This window comes from Frigoribacterium salinisoli (assembly GCF_054781095.1).
Genome location: NZ_BAAGVB010000001.1, coordinates 1,099,072 through 1,113,805, shown reverse-complemented (window position 1 = coordinate 1,113,805; position 14,734 = coordinate 1,099,072). Strand labels below are relative to the sequence as shown.

At 74.9% G+C, this 14,734-nt stretch carries 16 protein-coding genes and 1 pseudogene; 6 read left to right on the top strand and 11 right to left on the bottom strand.

Translation table 11 applies throughout. The features are described 5' to 3' along the window. Positions 1–5 precede the first annotated feature (5 nt). Together ACYVHQ_RS05225 and ACYVHQ_RS05220 are read left to right on the top strand one after the other, a co-directional pair. On the top strand, positions 6–605 hold the full coding sequence (locus tag ACYVHQ_RS05225; protein WP_460511077.1) for a GNAT family N-acetyltransferase: 600 nt from the start codon (positions 6–8) through the stop codon (positions 603–605). Positions 606–638: 33 nt separating this feature from the next. Next, complete coding sequence (locus ACYVHQ_RS05220) at positions 639–779, top strand: hypothetical protein (RefSeq protein ID WP_460511076.1); 141 nt, start codon at positions 639–641, stop codon at positions 777–779. Positions 780–851: 72 nt separating this feature from the next. Here the strand turns inward: ACYVHQ_RS05220 and ACYVHQ_RS05215 are convergent, their stop codons facing one another. The 4 genes from ACYVHQ_RS05215 to ACYVHQ_RS05200 all read right to left on the bottom strand — a co-directional run bounded on the left by ACYVHQ_RS05215 (position 852) and on the right by ACYVHQ_RS05200 (position 3,330). After that, the gene (locus tag ACYVHQ_RS05215) at positions 852–1,241 is read right to left on the bottom strand and encodes a DUF2382 domain-containing protein (RefSeq protein ID WP_460511075.1); all 390 of its coding nucleotides are present in this window, start codon (positions 1,239–1,241) and stop codon (positions 852–854) included. Positions 1,242–1,326: 85 nt separating this feature from the next. After that, on the bottom strand, positions 1,327–1,971 hold the full coding sequence (locus ACYVHQ_RS05210; RefSeq protein ID WP_460511074.1) for a hypothetical protein: 645 nt from the start codon (positions 1,969–1,971) through the stop codon (positions 1,327–1,329). A gap of 75 nt (positions 1,972–2,046) precedes the next feature. After that, positions 2,047–2,874, bottom strand: coding sequence for a DUF2382 domain-containing protein (locus ACYVHQ_RS05205; protein WP_460511073.1), 828 nt, complete (start codon positions 2,872–2,874; stop codon positions 2,047–2,049). 156 nt (positions 2,875–3,030) lie between these two features. Beyond that, positions 3,031–3,330 carry a hypothetical protein gene (locus ACYVHQ_RS05200; protein ID WP_460511072.1) on the bottom strand — a complete coding sequence of 100 codons (300 nt, stop codon included), beginning with the start codon at positions 3,328–3,330 and terminating at the stop codon, positions 3,031–3,033. A 195-nt stretch (positions 3,331–3,525) separates the two neighbouring features. On the opposite strand from ACYVHQ_RS05200, the gene ACYVHQ_RS05195 reads away from it, so the two are divergent. Next, positions 3,526–4,950: an amidase gene (locus ACYVHQ_RS05195; RefSeq protein WP_460511071.1), complete on the top strand. Its 1,425-nt coding sequence runs from the start codon at positions 3,526–3,528 to the stop codon at positions 4,948–4,950. 749 nt (positions 4,951–5,699) lie between these two features. Here the strand turns inward: ACYVHQ_RS05195 and ACYVHQ_RS05190 are convergent. From ACYVHQ_RS05190 to ACYVHQ_RS05170, 5 genes are read right to left on the bottom strand one after another with little or no spacing between them, the layout of a single operon-like run. Next, positions 5,700–6,545: an ABC transporter ATP-binding protein gene (locus ACYVHQ_RS05190; protein WP_460511070.1), complete on the bottom strand. Its 846-nt coding sequence runs from the start codon at positions 6,543–6,545 to the stop codon at positions 5,700–5,702. After that, the gene (locus ACYVHQ_RS05185) at positions 6,542–7,321 is read right to left on the bottom strand and encodes an ABC transporter ATP-binding protein (protein WP_460511069.1); all 780 of its coding nucleotides are present in this window, start codon (positions 7,319–7,321) and stop codon (positions 6,542–6,544) included. The genes ACYVHQ_RS05190 and ACYVHQ_RS05185 overlap by 4 nt, the downstream gene beginning before the upstream one ends. Further along, positions 7,318–8,199, bottom strand: coding sequence for an ABC transporter permease (locus ACYVHQ_RS05180; RefSeq protein WP_460511068.1), 882 nt, complete (start codon positions 8,197–8,199; stop codon positions 7,318–7,320). The genes ACYVHQ_RS05185 and ACYVHQ_RS05180 overlap by 4 nt, the downstream gene beginning before the upstream one ends. Continuing rightward, positions 8,196–9,149, bottom strand: coding sequence for an ABC transporter permease (locus tag ACYVHQ_RS05175; RefSeq protein WP_460511067.1), 954 nt, complete (start codon positions 9,147–9,149; stop codon positions 8,196–8,198). The genes ACYVHQ_RS05180 and ACYVHQ_RS05175 overlap by 4 nt, the downstream gene beginning before the upstream one ends. After that, complete coding sequence (locus tag ACYVHQ_RS05170) at positions 9,146–10,663, bottom strand: ABC transporter substrate-binding protein (protein ID WP_460511066.1); 1,518 nt, start codon at positions 10,661–10,663, stop codon at positions 9,146–9,148. The genes ACYVHQ_RS05175 and ACYVHQ_RS05170 overlap by 4 nt, the downstream gene beginning before the upstream one ends. Before the next feature lie 279 nt (positions 10,664–10,942). Between ACYVHQ_RS05170 and ACYVHQ_RS05165 the strand changes: the two genes are divergently transcribed. Together ACYVHQ_RS05165 and ACYVHQ_RS05160 are read left to right on the top strand one after the other, a co-directional pair. Further along, positions 10,943–11,383, top strand: coding sequence for an SIP domain-containing protein (locus ACYVHQ_RS05165; protein WP_460511065.1), 441 nt, complete (start codon positions 10,943–10,945; stop codon positions 11,381–11,383). Positions 11,384–11,460: 77 nt separating this feature from the next. Next, complete coding sequence (locus ACYVHQ_RS05160) at positions 11,461–12,396, top strand: siderophore-interacting protein (RefSeq protein WP_460511064.1); 936 nt, start codon at positions 11,461–11,463, stop codon at positions 12,394–12,396. A 143-nt stretch (positions 12,397–12,539) separates the two neighbouring features. Here the strand turns inward: ACYVHQ_RS05160 and ACYVHQ_RS05155 are convergent. Both ACYVHQ_RS05155 and ACYVHQ_RS05150 read right to left on the bottom strand, forming a co-directional pair. Next, a pseudogene (locus tag ACYVHQ_RS05155) lies at positions 12,540–12,893 on the bottom strand (Fe-S oxidoreductase); the annotation flags it as partial. Further along, positions 12,890–14,293, bottom strand: coding sequence for a dihydrolipoyl dehydrogenase family protein (locus ACYVHQ_RS05150; RefSeq protein WP_460511063.1), 1,404 nt, complete (start codon positions 14,291–14,293; stop codon positions 12,890–12,892). The gene ACYVHQ_RS05150 and the pseudogene ACYVHQ_RS05155, both read right to left, overlap by 4 nt. A 155-nt stretch (positions 14,294–14,448) precedes the next feature. Between ACYVHQ_RS05150 and ACYVHQ_RS05145 the strand changes: the two genes are divergently transcribed. Beyond that, the gene (locus tag ACYVHQ_RS05145) at positions 14,449–14,619 is read left to right on the top strand and encodes a CsbD family protein (protein ID WP_460511062.1); all 171 of its coding nucleotides are present in this window, start codon (positions 14,449–14,451) and stop codon (positions 14,617–14,619) included. Positions 14,620–14,734: the final 115 nt, after the last annotated feature.

Below are 14,734 nucleotides of genomic sequence, written 5' to 3'. Positions count from 1 at the left end.
GTGCCGTGCTCGAAGAGGAATACCAGCCGCGTCGCCGGCTGCCGCGCGCGCTGCGCACGCCCCCGGCCCCTGAGGCCTCGTTCGCCTACGAGATCCGCCCCGCGACGGACGCGGACCTTCCCTACGTGCGCGACATCTACAACCACTACGTCGCCAACTCGACCGTCACGTTCGACGAGGACGCCATGACGCTCCCCGAGTGGCGCGCGAAGTTCGAGCGCGGCGCCGCCCAGGGCATGCCGTTCCTCGTCGCGGTGAACCCCGCCGGCGAGGTGCTCGGCTACGCCCTCGTCTCGCCCTGGAAGGCCAAGGCCGCCTACCGCTTCACGGTCGAGAACAGCATCTACCTGCGCCCCGCCTCCACGGGCAAGGGCCTCGGCCGCGCGTTGCTCGACGCCCTGCTCGACGCCTGTCGCGAGGCGGGCGTCCGTGAGGTGATCGCCGTCATCGCCGACCGGGGCGCGGACGCGTCCATCGCCATGCACGAGCGCTTCGGGTTCCGCGAGATCGGCCGCATGGGGCGCGTCGGCTTCAAGTTCGACCGCTGGCTCGGCACCGTGCTGCTGCAGAAGTCGATCAAGAAGCGGCGGCCCGCGCGGGGCTGACGGGGCGCCGTCGGGAGGCGTACCGTGCACCGCATGAGCGCACACGACACCGACACCCCTGACGGCTCGACCGACATCACGGACGAGCAGGCCGAGAACACCGAGCAGCTCGCCGACGGCTCCAAGGAGGGCCTCGTCGACGACGACAAGGACAGCGACGCCGACAAGGCCTGAGCCGCCCCTCCGCACGAGAGCGCCCCACCCGATCCCGGGTGGGGCGCTCTCGTGCGTCCAGCAGCTCGGTGGTCAGACGGGGTCGACGTCCCCGTCGACCACGACCTCCTCGTGCCGGAGGGTCGCCTCGACGGGCTCCTGCGTCGTCACGCGGTCCACGACGACGCGGACGCGCTCGACCGGGACGACCTCGCGGTCGACCACGAGGCGCTCCTCGTGCAGGACCATCTCGACGACGCGGGGGGCGTCGTCGGCGGTGCCCGGGGCCTCCTGCGCGGCATCGTCGGGGTCCAGGGGCTCGCGCACCACGCGGAGCTCCTCCCGGCGCACCGTGACGGTGACCGTGCGCTCCTCGGTGACGACGACCTTCTGCACGCGGACGCGCTCCACGGGGACGCGGACGGTGCCGAGGCGCAGGCGCTCCTCGTGACGGAGGACCTCCGCGGGGTCGGGTGCGGTCATGACGGGCCTTCCTGGTCGAGCGGGTGGGGGAGGGACGGCGAACGGGCGGCCGCAGTGCGACCGCCCGTCCGTGCGTGGGGTGGGCTCAGCGGCCGAGGCCGACGCGGTCCACCTCGCGGTGGTAGCGCATGCCGGCCTTGCCGCCCAGGAGCGCACCGGCCAGCGTGACCAGCAGCACGCCCACGAGGGTGAGGACGCCGCCGAGCGTCGCCTGGCCCTCGTCGAAGGTGCCCGTGGGGACCGTGCCGATCTGCGAGAGCACGTCGAGCTGCGCGCCGGCGATGAGGCCGATCACGACGAGGACGACCGTGATGACGATCGCCCAGAGCCAGACGGCCAGGCCCTGCTTGACGCCGGAGAAGCGCGCCATGCGGCCCGCCACGTAGCCACCGCAGAAGTACGACAGCAGCAGCACGAGGAGCAGCGCCACGATGCCGATGATGCTGGTCGTGGTCGCGTCGTCGGCCGCCGCCTCGGCCGCGTCGCCGTCGGTCCCGGCCGTGACGCCGAGGCCGATGCCGCCGAGCAGAGCCAGCAGGAGCACGGTGAGCCCCGTCGCGGTCAGCCAGCCGAAGAACGCGGAACCGAACTTCATCCCGCCGAACTCGGCTTCCTCGCGCTCGACGACGTCGTGGCGGTCGACGCCGCCGACCACCGGCTGGCCGTGGTCGTCGCGGCGTGCTGCGGCGTCGCGGTCAGCGTGACCGTCGCCGTTCAGGGGTGTGCTCATGTCGTGCTCCGTGCTCTCTCGGGTGGTGCTGGTGGTCGTGCTCGTGCGGGTCCCGGGGTCGCCCCCGGGGGCGGGTCAGCGCCCGGTCGTGCCGCGGTCGGTGCCGTCGACGTCGCCGTCGACCTCGATCTGCTCCTTGCGGACGTCCTCGGTGACGCGCTCCTGCTCGGTGACGGTGTCCTTGTCGAGGCGCACGCGCTCGACGGGCACGGTCTCCTTGTCGGTGACCACGTGGTCGGCGCGGAGCGTGACCTCGTGCTCCTCCTCGGTCAGGTCGCCGCCGCGGAGGGCGTCGCCGACGTTGGCGTCGGTGATGGGCTCGCGCTCGACGCGGACCTCGTCGTGGCTGACGGGGACGGTCTCGCTGACCTGCTCCGACACGATGTACTTGCGCAGGCGCGCGGTGCCGACGACGTCCTGGCGGGTGCCGACGTGCAGCTGCTCCTCGGAGCGCGTCATGGCGTCGTCGGTGTTCGCGCCGGACGTGTCGTGACCGACGTCCCCCGACGAGTCGCGGTCGACGCCGCCGGTCGTGCCGACGGTGCCCGCGGTGAGGTCCTGGTCGGTGCCGGTGCGGTCGGTGCCGCCGAGGTCGTAGTAGCGGAAGAGGTCCGCCTCCTGCGCCTCGGAGAGGTGCCCGCCGGCGTCGTCGCTGTGCGGCGCGTCCTTGATGCGGTCCTTGGTGTGGCCGACGTGGATGTCGTCGCCCTGGACGGTCGCGTCGGCGAGGGGGACGAAGGACTCGCCGCTGCCGAAGAGACCGGTCGAGACGGTGACCCACTCGGGCTGACCGCCCTGGTCGTCGAGGTAGATCTCGCCGATCTTGCCGACGCGCGTGCCGTCGCTGTCGATGACGTCGCCGCCGGACTGGAGCAGGGTGTCGAGCTGTGCCGTGGTGATCATGGTGTCTCCTTCTGGAGGGCCGGGGTGCTGCCCGGTGCCTGTCGGTGGTGTGGTTCGTGGGGGGCTCGTCGCCGAGCACCTGGGCGGGACGCTACGCCCCGGCCGTTCCGGTCTGCACCCCGTTCGAGGGGTGCGGACCGGCGGTAGGCAAGGCGGTCAACGACGGGCGACGTGGTCCTCGTCGTCGTAGAACTCGCGGCTGCCCGACTTGGCGAGGCCGCGGCTGACCATGTAGCCGACGGTGAGGATCGTGGCGTAGAGCCAGACCTGGTCGGCGCCGAAGCCCTGGCCGTCGTCACCGTTGTCGGTGACGGCCGCGGCGATGAACATGCCGATGAGGATCAGGACGTAGGCGATGAGCTCGGTCGTCTTGAACGACGCCTTCGTCTCGGTCGAGAGACGGCTCGTGCGGGAGGTGCTGGTGCTGCTGGTGGTCGTGCCGGGCGTGCTGGCCATGGTGGGCTCCTCGTGTCGCCCCGGCGACGGGACGGCCGTCCGGGTGCACCGCCCACGCTCGTCCAGCGGTGGCGAGGAGCGCCCGATGCGCGCTGACCCCTTGTGCATCGTGGGCGGGTGTGAGTGAGGGACGTTCGCGGGGGTCAGGGGCGACCGCCGGGTGGCGAGGGCCCCCGACGCCTAGGCTCGCAGTCGATGTTCGAACTCCACCACCTCACCGCCCAGGAGCAGTGGGACTGGCTGCGCCGCGGCGACGTCACCCCTCGCGAGCTCGCCGAGCACCACCTCGCCCGCATCGAGCGGCTCGACCCATCGCTCGGCGCGTTCGTCACCGTGACCGCCGACCGCGCCCTCGAGCGGGCCGACGCGCTGCTCGCCGCCGGCCCGACGGCCGCACCGCTGTGGGGACTGCCGCTCGCCGACAAGGACCTCTGGGACCGGGCGGGCGTGCCCACCTACGCCGGGTCGCGGTTGTCCCGGGGGCGCGTCCCCGCCACCTCCGGTGAGCTCGTGGCGGCTCTCGACGAGGCCGGCTCCGTGAGCCTCGGCAAGACGGCGACGCCCGAGTTCGGCCTCACCGGCTACACCGAGTCGCGGGTGGGCCCGCCCACGCGCACCCCGTGGGACCTCGCCCGCGGTGCGGGCGGATCGTCAGGAGGCGCGGCCGCGGCCGTGGCGGCGGGCCTCGTCCCCGTGGCCCCCGGCTCCGACGGCGGCGGTTCGATCCGCATCCCCGCCTCCGCGACCGGCCTGGTCGGGCTCAAGCCCTCGCGGGGTCGCGTGCCGACGGGGTCGGGCCTCGGCAGCCTCGGCGGCCTCGCCGTCGCCGGGTCGCTCGCGCGCACCGTCGCCGACGCGGCCATGCTGCTCGACGCGCTCGTGTCGCCCGACGGCCGACCGCCGCGCCACCACCAGGCGCTCTGGGCGCCGCCGTCGCCCGACGGGGCCTACCTGGGCACGGCGACCCGCGGCGAGGGCCGGTTCCAGCTGGCCGTCGCCACGACGAGCCCCTGGGACGACACCTATGACGTGCAGCTCGACCCGCGCATCGCCGCGGTGCTCGCCGACACCGTCGACGCGCTCTCCGTGCTCGGGCACGGCGTCGACGAGACCGTCGTGCCGGCCGGCGACTACGGGCGGCTCTTCCGCACGATCTGGCAGGCCGGTGCCGCCGGGATCCCCGCGGACGACGAGGAGGAGCTCGCCCTCCTCGAACCGGTCACCCGCTGGCTCGTCGAGCGCGGCCGTGGCCTCGGTGCCCGCGAGCTCGGCGAGGCCCTCGCCGGGCTCACCGCCTACGAGCGCCGGGTCGTCGAGGCGTTCGCCCCGTTCGACGCCGTCGTCACGCCGACCCTCGCGCAGCTGCCGCCCCCGGTCGGCTGGTACTCGACCGACGACGCCGAGCGGGCGTTCGAGCAGCAGTGCCTCGTGTCGCCGTTCACGTCGTTCGTCAACGTCGCCGGCCTGCCCGCCGTGTCGCTGCCCGTCGGCGAGGTCGACGGCGTCCCGGTCGGCGTCCAGCTCATCGGCCGACCCGGCCGCGAGGACGTCCTGCTCGCCATCGGTGCCCAGCTCGAGCGTCGGCTCCGGTGGCAGCGCCGCCACCCGCCCGGCTGGTAGCCCCACCGCCTGCCCGCCCCGCTCCTCCTGCCCCGCCCCTCCTGCCCCGCCCCGCCCCTCCTGCCCCTCCTGCCCCTCCTGCCCCTCCTGCCCCTCCTGCCCCGCCCCTCCTGCCGGGCCCACCCGTGGTCCATCTCGGAAAAGGCGACAACGGGCGCCTCGGTCGCCCGAGTTCCACCCCTCAGCGCGGCGTGTCGCCCGCGGACTGTCGCGTTCGGCGCCGAACGCGACCGCGGGACACCAGGGGTCCCTTCGACGACGGGCAGGAGGCGCGCGAGGGCCGGGCACGTCGTCCCGCCTCCTGGTCGCGACGGGGCGACGGGCAGGAGGCGCGCGAAAGTCCGGCACGTCGTCCCGCCTCCGGGTCGCGACAGGACGACGGACAGGAGGCGCGCGAGGGTCGGGCACGTCGTCCCGCCTCCTGGTCGCGAAAAGGCGACGGGACGGGCTGTCGTCCGGCCACGACCGATCGGTCTCGCGGCGAGTCGGCCCGCGCCGGTCGCCTTTTAGGCCCACGAGGCGGGGGACCAGCAGGGCGGCAGGAGGCTGCAGGCCGACAGGCCGACAGGCCGACAGGCCGACAGGCCGACAGGCCGGCAGGCCGACAGGCCGGCAGGCCGACAGGTCGGCAGCCAGGGCGGCAGGAGGTACGGGACCAGCAGGGCCGCACGAGGCCGGGACCGGCGAGCCGGGAAGGGCGCCGGGGCGCCGGGGCGCGGAGCCGCGGGGCGAGGCAGGGGCCCGCGGCCTCAGTCGAGGGTCGGGACGGCCGCGACGAGCTGCTGCGTGTAGGGGTGGCGCGGGGCGCGCAGCACCTCGTGCGTGGTCCCCTGCTCGACGATGCGGCCGGCGTGCAGGACCGCCACCCGGTCGGCGAGGTGCGACACGAGCCCGACGTCGTGCGACACGATCAGCAGGCTCAGCCCCAGTTCGGAGCGCAGCTCGCGCAGCAGCTCGAGCACCTGGGCGCGGACGGCGAGGTCGAGGGCGCTCAGGGGCTCGTCGCCGACGAGGAGGTCGGGGCCGTGCACGATGGCGCGGGCGAGGGCGATGCGCTGCCGCTGCCCGCCGCTGAACTCGTGCGGCCACCGCTCGGCGGCGTCGGCGTCGAGGCCGACCCGGCGCAGCACGTCGGCGACGAGCCGGTCGTGGTCCCCGGGCAGGCGCAGGGCGCGCAGGGGCTCGGCGACGGTGTCGCCGACGCGCATCCGCGGGTCGAGGGAGGCGTACGGGTCCTGCAGCACGATGCCGGTGCGGCGCCGCAGCCACAGGAGGCGCGACGACCGCCCGGCGCGCACCTCGCGCCCGTCGAAGGTCACCGTGCCGCGGGCCTCCGCGGCGGGGGCGTCGAGGGCGAGCAGTGCCCGCACGAGCGTGGACTTGCCGGAGCCGGACTCGCCGATGAGCGCGACGCTCTCGCCGTGCCCGACGTCGAGGTCGGCGTCGACGACGGCCTCGCGCACCGGTCCGGGGACGAAGGGGGACGTGCGCGGGAGGCGGAAGGTCCGGCCGACGCCGCGCGCCCGCAGCAGCGGGACGCCCTCGGCGGGAGCCTCGTCGGGTCCGCCGAGGCGGGGGCCGGCGCCCCCGGTCACGACGCGCTCCACGTCGTGGCGCGCGCGGCCGCGACGAGCTCGCGGCCGACGGCGCTGGCGGGATCGTGCAGCAGGCGGGCGACGGGCCCCTGTTCGACGGCGCGCCCGGCGTCGAGCACGACGGCGTGGGTGGCGACCTGGGCGAGCACGGCGAGGTCGTGCGTGACGAAGAGCAGCGAGCTGCCGCGCTCGTCGACGAGGCGGCGGAACAGCGCGAGCACGGCCGCCTGCGTGGTGACGTCGAGCGCCGTGGTCGGCTCGTCGGCGAGCACCAGGCCGGGCCGCGTCACGAGCGCGGTCGCGATGCCGACGCGTTGCCGCTGACCACCCGACAGCTGGTGCGGGTAGGCGTCGACGATCGTCTCGGGGTCGGGCAGGCCGACCTCGCGGGCCGCCTCGACGGCCCGGCGCCGCGCCTCCTGCCGGCGCAGCCCCTCGTGCAGCCGCAGCGGCTCGGCGATCTGACGGCCGATGCGCTGGACGGGGTCGAGGGTGGAGGTCGGGTCCTGGAAGACGGTCCCGACGAGCCGGCCGCGCACCCGGGCGAGCTCGCGCTCGGGCAGGCCGACGAGCTCGCGCCCGTCGAGGCGGACGCTGCCCGACACGACGGCGCCCTCGGGCACGAGCCCGAGGACGGCGAGCACGGTCATCGACTTGCCCGAGCCGGACGAGCCGACGAGGCCGACCCGTGCGCCGTCGGGCACGGCGAAGCTGAGGCCGTCGACGAGTCGGCGGCCGTCGAGCTCCACGACGAGGTCGTGCACGTCGAGGGTCACGGTGCGGTCCTCCCGGTCGGGGCCGCGGGGGAGCGGCGGGTGGCGCGCCGACGGGTCCGGAGGCGCGGGTCGCCCGCGTCGCGGAGCGCGTCGCCGAGCAGGTTGAAGGCGAGCACGGTGAGCGTGATGGCGAGGCCGGGCCAGGCCACGGTCCAGGGGTGCGTGCCGACGAACGGCTGCAGGTCGCTGAGCAGGCGGCCCCAGGAGGCCATCGAGGCGGGGGCGCCGTAGCCGAGGTACGACAGGCCGGCCTCGGCGAGGATCGACGTCGCCATCGCCAGCGAGACCTGCACGACGAGCACGGGTGCCGCGTTGGGCAGCACGTGCCGCCGGAGGACGGCGGCGGGGCCGAGGCCGGAGGCGCGCGCGGCGAGCACGTAGTCGGTCGCCGCGACCCGGCGCAGCTCGCTGCGGCTGACGCGGGCGATGGCCACCCCGTAGCCGATGCCGACGGCGACGACGACCACGCCGAGCGAGCCCCCGAAGACGGCCGCGAGGGCCATCGCGACGAGGATCGTGGGGAACGCGACGAGCACGTCCACCAGCACGACCACGGTCTCGCGCACCCAGCGCGCGGTGAGGGCCGCGAGCGCCCCGAGGGCGACGCCCAGGACCAGCGCCACGGCGGCGGACGCGGCCGCGACGAGCACGGTGGTGCCCGTGGCGGCCATCACGTAGCTGGCGACGTCGCGGCCGATGGCGTCGGTGCCGAAGAGGTGCTCGGCGCTCGGCCCCTGCCAGGCCGAGTACGGGTCGGCACGGAACGGGTCCTGCGGCGTCCACCACCGGCTGACGACGGCGGCGACCACGACGAGCAGCAGCCACGCCGCCCCGAAGGCGCCCTGCGGGCGGCGCAGCACCTCGCGCAGCACGGTCACGGGGTCCGCTCCCGCAGTCGCGGGTCGAGGGCCCGGTGCACGACGTCGACGACGAAGCCGACGACCAGCACGAGCCCGGTGAGGGCGAGCAGCTCGCCCTGCACCTTCGTGAGGTCGCGGCGTCCGACGTCGGCGACGAGCATCCTGCCCACGCCCGGCAGGGCGAACAGCTGCTCGACGAGCACGGCGCCGACGAGCAGTCCGGCGATCTGCAGGCCGAGCACCGACACGACGCTGAGCAGCACGCCGGGCAGGCCGTGCCGCACGAGCGACCGGGCGAGCGTCTGCCCGCGCGCGGCGCCGGCGACGACGTGGTCCTCGCGGAGGGCGCCGATCGCGGCGGAGCGCGTGAAGCGGAGCAGCACCGCGCCCTCGACGAGCCCGATGGTGAGCGCGGGCAGCACGAGCGAGCGGAACGCCCGGCCGGGCTCGGCCCAGCCGTCGATCGGGAACCCCTGCGTGGGCAGGAGGCCCAGGCCGACGGCGAGGACGGCGATGAGCAGCATGCCCATCCACACCGCCGGCACCGCGGCGACGAACTGCGACACGGCGCTCACGGCGACGCCGGAGGGGCGCCGGTGCCGGAGCGCCGACAGGACCCCGAGCGGCACGCCGACGACGAGCCCGACGACGAGCGACAGGCCCGCCAACGGAAGGGTCACGGCGAGCTTGTCGAGCACCTCGGCCGCCACGGGAGTGCCCGTGACGAGCGAGGCGCCCAGGTCGCCGCGCAGCAGCCCGCCGAGCCAGTCGAGGTACTGCACCGGCAGCGGTCGGTCGAGGCCGAGCTGCTCGCGGAGCCCGGCCACCTGGGAGGCCGTGCCCTCGGTGCCGGCGATGACCTGGGCGACGTCGCCCGGCAGGAGGCGCAGGGTCCCGAAGATCAGCAGGCTCGCGAGGAGCAGGCCGACGACGAGCAGCAGCGTCCGGCCGAGGACGAACCGGGTCACGCCGTCGTCGTCACCGTCGTGAGGTCGAGGCGGGCGCTCGTCGACTCGGTCGGGAACCCGGACACCCCGTCGCGCACGGCGGTGAGCGTCGTCGCCGTGTAGAGCCACTCCGCGGGGGCGTCCTCCGAGACGACGCGCGCGGCCTCGGCGAGCTTCGCCTCGGCCTCGTCGGGGTCGGTCGCCGCGAGCGCCTCGGCGTACAGGGCCTGCACCTCGGGGCTGTCGTAGCCCCAGTAGTAGTCGGGGTCGGCCCAGTTCGCCAGGTCGTGCGACTCGGCGTGGTCCACCATGCTGAGCTCGAAGTCGTGGTCGGTGTAGACGTCCTGCAGCCAGGTCGCGAACTCGACCTGGCGCACCTCGAGGGCGACGCCCACCTCGGCGTACTGGGAGGCGAGCACGTCCCCGATGGCCGAGGGGTAGATGTTCGGGTACTCGAGGGTCAGCTGCAGGTCGGTCGCACCGGCCTCCTCGAGCAGGTCGCGGGCGGCCTCGGGGTCGTGGGCGTCGACGTCGGTGAGGTCCTCGTAGCCCGGGTCGAGCTCGGGGACGGGCCCGCCCTGGTCGACGGCGGAGCCGCCCACGGCCGCGATGAGGGCGTCGTTGTCGACGGCCAGGCGGAGGGCGCGGCGCACGCGCTCGTCGGTGAACGGCTCGCGCGCGTTGTTGAAGGCCAGCGTGTACTTGTCGGTGGTGCGGCCCTCCTCGACGGTCACGCCCTCGACGCCGTCGAGCTGCGATCGGAGCGTGGCGTCGACGGCGGTCTGCACGTCGACGTCGCCCGAGGCCATGGCGTTGATCGCCGCGGAGCCGTCGGTGACGTAGCGGAAGGTGACCCCAGCGACGCCGGCGGGCTCGCCCCACGTGTCGTCGACGCGGGCGAGCTGCAGCGAGTCGCCCTGGTTCCAGCGGGCCACCTCGAAGGGGCCGGTGCCGTTCGAGGTGGTGGAGAGGTCGTTCGTGGCGTCCTGCTCGAGCACGAGGCCCGCCCGGCCGGTGAGGGACCACAGCAGCGAGGAGTCGGGGCGCGACAGCGTGAGCACGACCGTCGAGGGGTCGGGGCTGGAGATCTCCTCGACGGCCGCGAGGTCGGCGTGGCCGACCAGCGTCTCGTCGTCGGCGACCTGCTGGAGCGACCAGACGACGTCGTCGGCGGTGAGCGCGTCGCCCGTGCCGGCGAAGGTCACGTCGTCGCGCAGCGTGAAGGTGTACGTGAGGCCGTCGTCGCTGATCTCGTGCCCGCTGGCGAGCACGTCGACGACGTCGGCGTCCTGCGTGCGGCCCACGAGGCCCTGGTAGACGTTGTCGATGAGCACCTGGTCGAGCGCGATGCCGGAGGTGCGACGGATGTCGAGGTCGGTCGGTTCCAGGACGAGCCCGACCGTGAGCGTCGCGTCGGGGTCGGGGGTGCCGGAGGCGCCGCCCCCGTCGTCGGAGGACGGCGAGCAGGCGGTCACGCCGAGCGCGAGGGCGACGGCGAGGGCCAGGGCGGCAGCGGTGGAGGGGGCAGGGCGCACCGGAAGGGCCTTTCGGGGTGGGCGTGACGGTCGTCGTCACGACATCGTGGTGCCGGGCGGACCCGGTCGACGGTCTGGGCGCCGGTGGTCGCTGCCGGACCATCGGTCGTGCCCGGTCCGCGTCGCTGACGGACGAGGTCGGGCCCCTTCTCCGCCGATCGCTGCCGGACCGACGGACGACGAGAACCTATCACCTGTCGTCCGGGAGCAGGTCGTCGCACGCCGGGGCGGTCCTGCGGGGGCTGGTGGGTCAGGCCAGGCTCACCTAAGCTCGGTCCGATGTTCCTCGACACCCCACGGCCCCCGCTGCCCGCCGACGCCCTGCGCGTGCTCTTCGCCGGCGACGCGTCCGCCGTCGACGACCTGCGCGGGGCCCTGGCGGCCCTGCCGATCTGCGCGAGGGGCCAGGTCTTCGTCGAGGTCGACGACGCCTCGCAGGTCGTGCCGCTCGCGGCGCCGGGCCGCGTGACCGTGACCTGGCTCGCGCGCGACGTGCGCAGCGGTCGCCCCGGGACGAGCGCCTCCTGCGCGGTCGGCGAGGCGACGGAACGGGCCGTGCGCGCCTGGCTCGCCGAGATGTACCTCGACGACGACGCGCTCGCCGCCGGGGAGCACCTCGTCTGGATCGGTGGCGCCGAGTCGTTCGCCTGGGAGCTCCGGCACGACCTGCGCCGGGTCTTCGCCGCGTCGGCGCCCGTGGCCGGTCCGCTCGCCACCTGACCCCCGGCCACCGCGCCCTGTCTCCACGTCGAGAGACCGCCGTCGACTCCCAGGTCAGGTAAGGCTAAGCTGACCTCGTGCTCACGCAGACCCGACAGGCCCCCGTCGCCGCGAAGCCCGCCCACCGGCCCTACCAGGTCGTCGTGAGCCGCGTGCGCCGCCTCAGCCCCTCGTTCGTGCGGCTCACCTTCACGGGCCCCGACCTCGGCGACTTCGGCACGGACGGCCTCGACCAGCGCATCAAGCTCGTGCTGCCCCTGCCGGGCACCGGTTACGCCACCTGGCCCGAGAGCGACTGGTGGACGGCCTGGCGCCAGCTGCCGGCCGAGCAGCAGAACCCCTTCCGCACCTACACGGCACGGGCCGCACGCCCCGACCTCCGCGAGGTCGACGTCGACTTCGTGCTGCACGGCGACGCCGGGCCGGCCTCGGCCTGGGCGACCTCCGCCCGCGTGGGTGACGAGGTGGTGCTCATCGGTCCCGACGCCACCAGCGGCGTCTCGGGCAGCGGGGTCGAGTGGCGCCCCGGCGAGGCCGGCACGGTCCTGCTCGCCGGCGACGAGACCGCCGTGCCCGCCATCAGCTCCATCGTCGAGCAGCTGCCGCGCGACGCTCGGGGCTGCGTGTTCCTCGAGGTGCCCACGCCGGGCGACGTGCTCCGCATCGACGCCCCCGAGGGCGTCACCGTGCACTGGTGCGCCCGCTCCGAGACCCGCGCGGGCCACGGCGAGCGGCTCGTCGAGGCCGTCCGGGGCTGGACGGCCCGCTACGTCGCCGCCTGGCACCGCGGGGTCGACGTCGACGACGTCGACATCGACCACGAGATCCTCTGGGACGTCCCCGACGGCGCCGACCGCCACGGCGCCGGCATCGACGGCGAGCTCTACGCGTGGCTGGCCGGCGAGGCGCAGGCCATCAAGACGCTGCGCCGGTTCCTGGTGAGCGAGGTCGGCCTCGACCGCCGCCAGGTGGCGTTCATGGGGTACTGGCGCGTCGGCAAGGCCGAGCTCTAGGCGGTCGGGCGCCGCCCGGTCGTGCCCTGCACGGTCCTGTCCTGCCCGGTCGTGTCCTGCCCGGTCGTGCCCTGCACGGTCGTGTCCTGCCCGGTCGTGCCCTGCACGGTCGGTCGCCGCGCGCTCCCAGGCCGGGTCCTGGGCCGGTACCCGCCGTCGACGAGCCCCGCCTCGACCTCGAACCGGTTGTGCAGCGGGTCCCGACCCGCCAGCGCGTAGAGCAGCGGCATGAGCAGGCCGTAGCGTTGCCACTGCCGCACGTGCACGGCCTCGTGCCGCAGCACCGCAGGCCCGTCGTTGTCGCGCGTCAGGTAGACCCGACCGACGCACGTGCCGCCCCGCTGGAACGCCCAGCGGGGCAGGCCGCGGCAGACGACCAGGTCGCCCACGCGCCGCACCCTGCCCACGCTGAGCGGGACCCCGACCAGGAGGCCGACGGCGGTCGCGACCGCGCAACCGGCCCGCGAGACGGGGGAGTCGAGGAGGGGGTTCCTCACGGACGACCGTAGGCGTCGAGCAGGCGCAGCCAGACCTCGCTCACGGTCGGGTACGCGGGCACCGCGTGCCACAGGCGGTCCACGGGCACCTCGCCGACGATCGCGATGGTCGCCGACTGGAGCAGCTCCGCCACCTCGGGCCCGACGAAGGTCGCGCCGACGAGGACGCCGCGGGCCTGGTCGACGACGATGCGTGCCCGTCCGACGTACGAGTCGGACTGCAGCGCGCTGCCCGCGACGGCGGCCAGGTCGTGGTCGACGACGCGGACGTCGATGCCGCGCTCCCGGGCGCTCTCCTCGGTGAGGCCGACGCTCGCGACCTCGGGGTCGCTGAAGGTCACCTGCGGCACGGCGGCGTCGTCGGCCGTGGCGACGTGCGCGCCCCAGGGCTGCGTCTTGAGCTCACGGCCCTGGGCGCGCGCGGCGATGACCTCGCCCGCGGCGCGGGCCTGGTACTTGCCCTGGTGGGTGAGCAGGGCACGGCCGTTGACGTCGCCGACCCCGTAGAGCCAGTCGGTGCCCTGCACGAGGAGGGTGTCGTCGACCTGGAGGGGGCCGTCGGTGGGGACGCCCACGTTCTCGAGGCCGAGGTCGCCGACCCGGGCGGCGCGGCCGGTCGCGACGAGGATCTCGTCCGCGACCACGGTGCTGCCGTCGTCGAGGGTGACCTCGACGAGGCCGTGCTCGGTGCGGAGCACCTGCGTGGGGCTCGTGCCGACCCGCACGTCGACGCCGCGGTCGCGCAGCGCGTCGCCGACGAGCTCGCCGGCGAAGGGCTCCATGCCGCCCAGCAGGCCGCTGCGGGCGACGAGCGTGACGACGGTGCCGAACGACCGGTAGGCGGTGGCCATCTCGACCGCGACGACGCCGCCGCCCACGACCACGAGGCTCTGGGGCACCTCCTGCGCGCTCGTGGCCTCGCGACTGGTCCACGGACGCGCGTCGCGCAGGCCGGGCACGTCGGGCACGACGGCCTCCGAGCCGGTCGCGACGACGACGGCGTGGGTCGCCGTGTACGCGGTGCCGTCGACCGTGACCTCCTTGACGCCCGTGAGGGTGGCGTGGCCGCGGAGCAGGTCGATGCCGGTCGACTCGACCCACTGCACCTGCGAGGAGTCGTCCCACCCGCTCGTGAACGAGTCGCGGCGGCGGAGGACGGCCGCGACGTCGAGCTCTCCGGTGACCGCCTCGGCGGCGCCCGGGACGGCCTGCGCGGCGCGGAGCACGGAGCCGCTGCGCAGCAGCGCCTTCGAGGGCATGCAGGCCCAGTAGGAGCACTCACCGCCCACGAGCTCGGACTCCACGAGGGCGACCCGGAGGCCGGCCCTCGTCGCGTAGTCCGCCACGTTCTCGCCGACCGCGCCGGCTCCGATCACGATGAGGTCATAGGTCGTCGTCATGGGGCCGACCGTACTCGCGAGAGGTCAGGAGGCGCCCGTCGCGGTCCGCGGACGCGCTCCCTGGACACCACCTGGGTGCCGGCTCACGACGACGCGTACGGTCTGCTCCAGGAGCCCTCGTGTTCCGGACCTGACCACCGACGAAGGGAGTTCCCATGGGACTGGACGACAAGATCAAGAACGCTGCCCAGGACATCGCGGGCAAGGCCAAGGAGACGATCGGCGACCGCAAGGACGACGACTCGCTCCGTGCCGAGGGTCAGAAGGACCAGACCGCTGCCTCGGCCAAGAAGGCCGGCGAGGACGTCAAGGACGTCTTCAAGTAGGCACGCGATCCGCACGCGTTCGAGAGGCCCGTCCCCGCTGGTGGGGGCGGGCCTCTCCTCGTGCCCGCGGCGGCCCCGCACCGGTGGCGCCCCGTCCGACGGGGCGCGGTCGGCG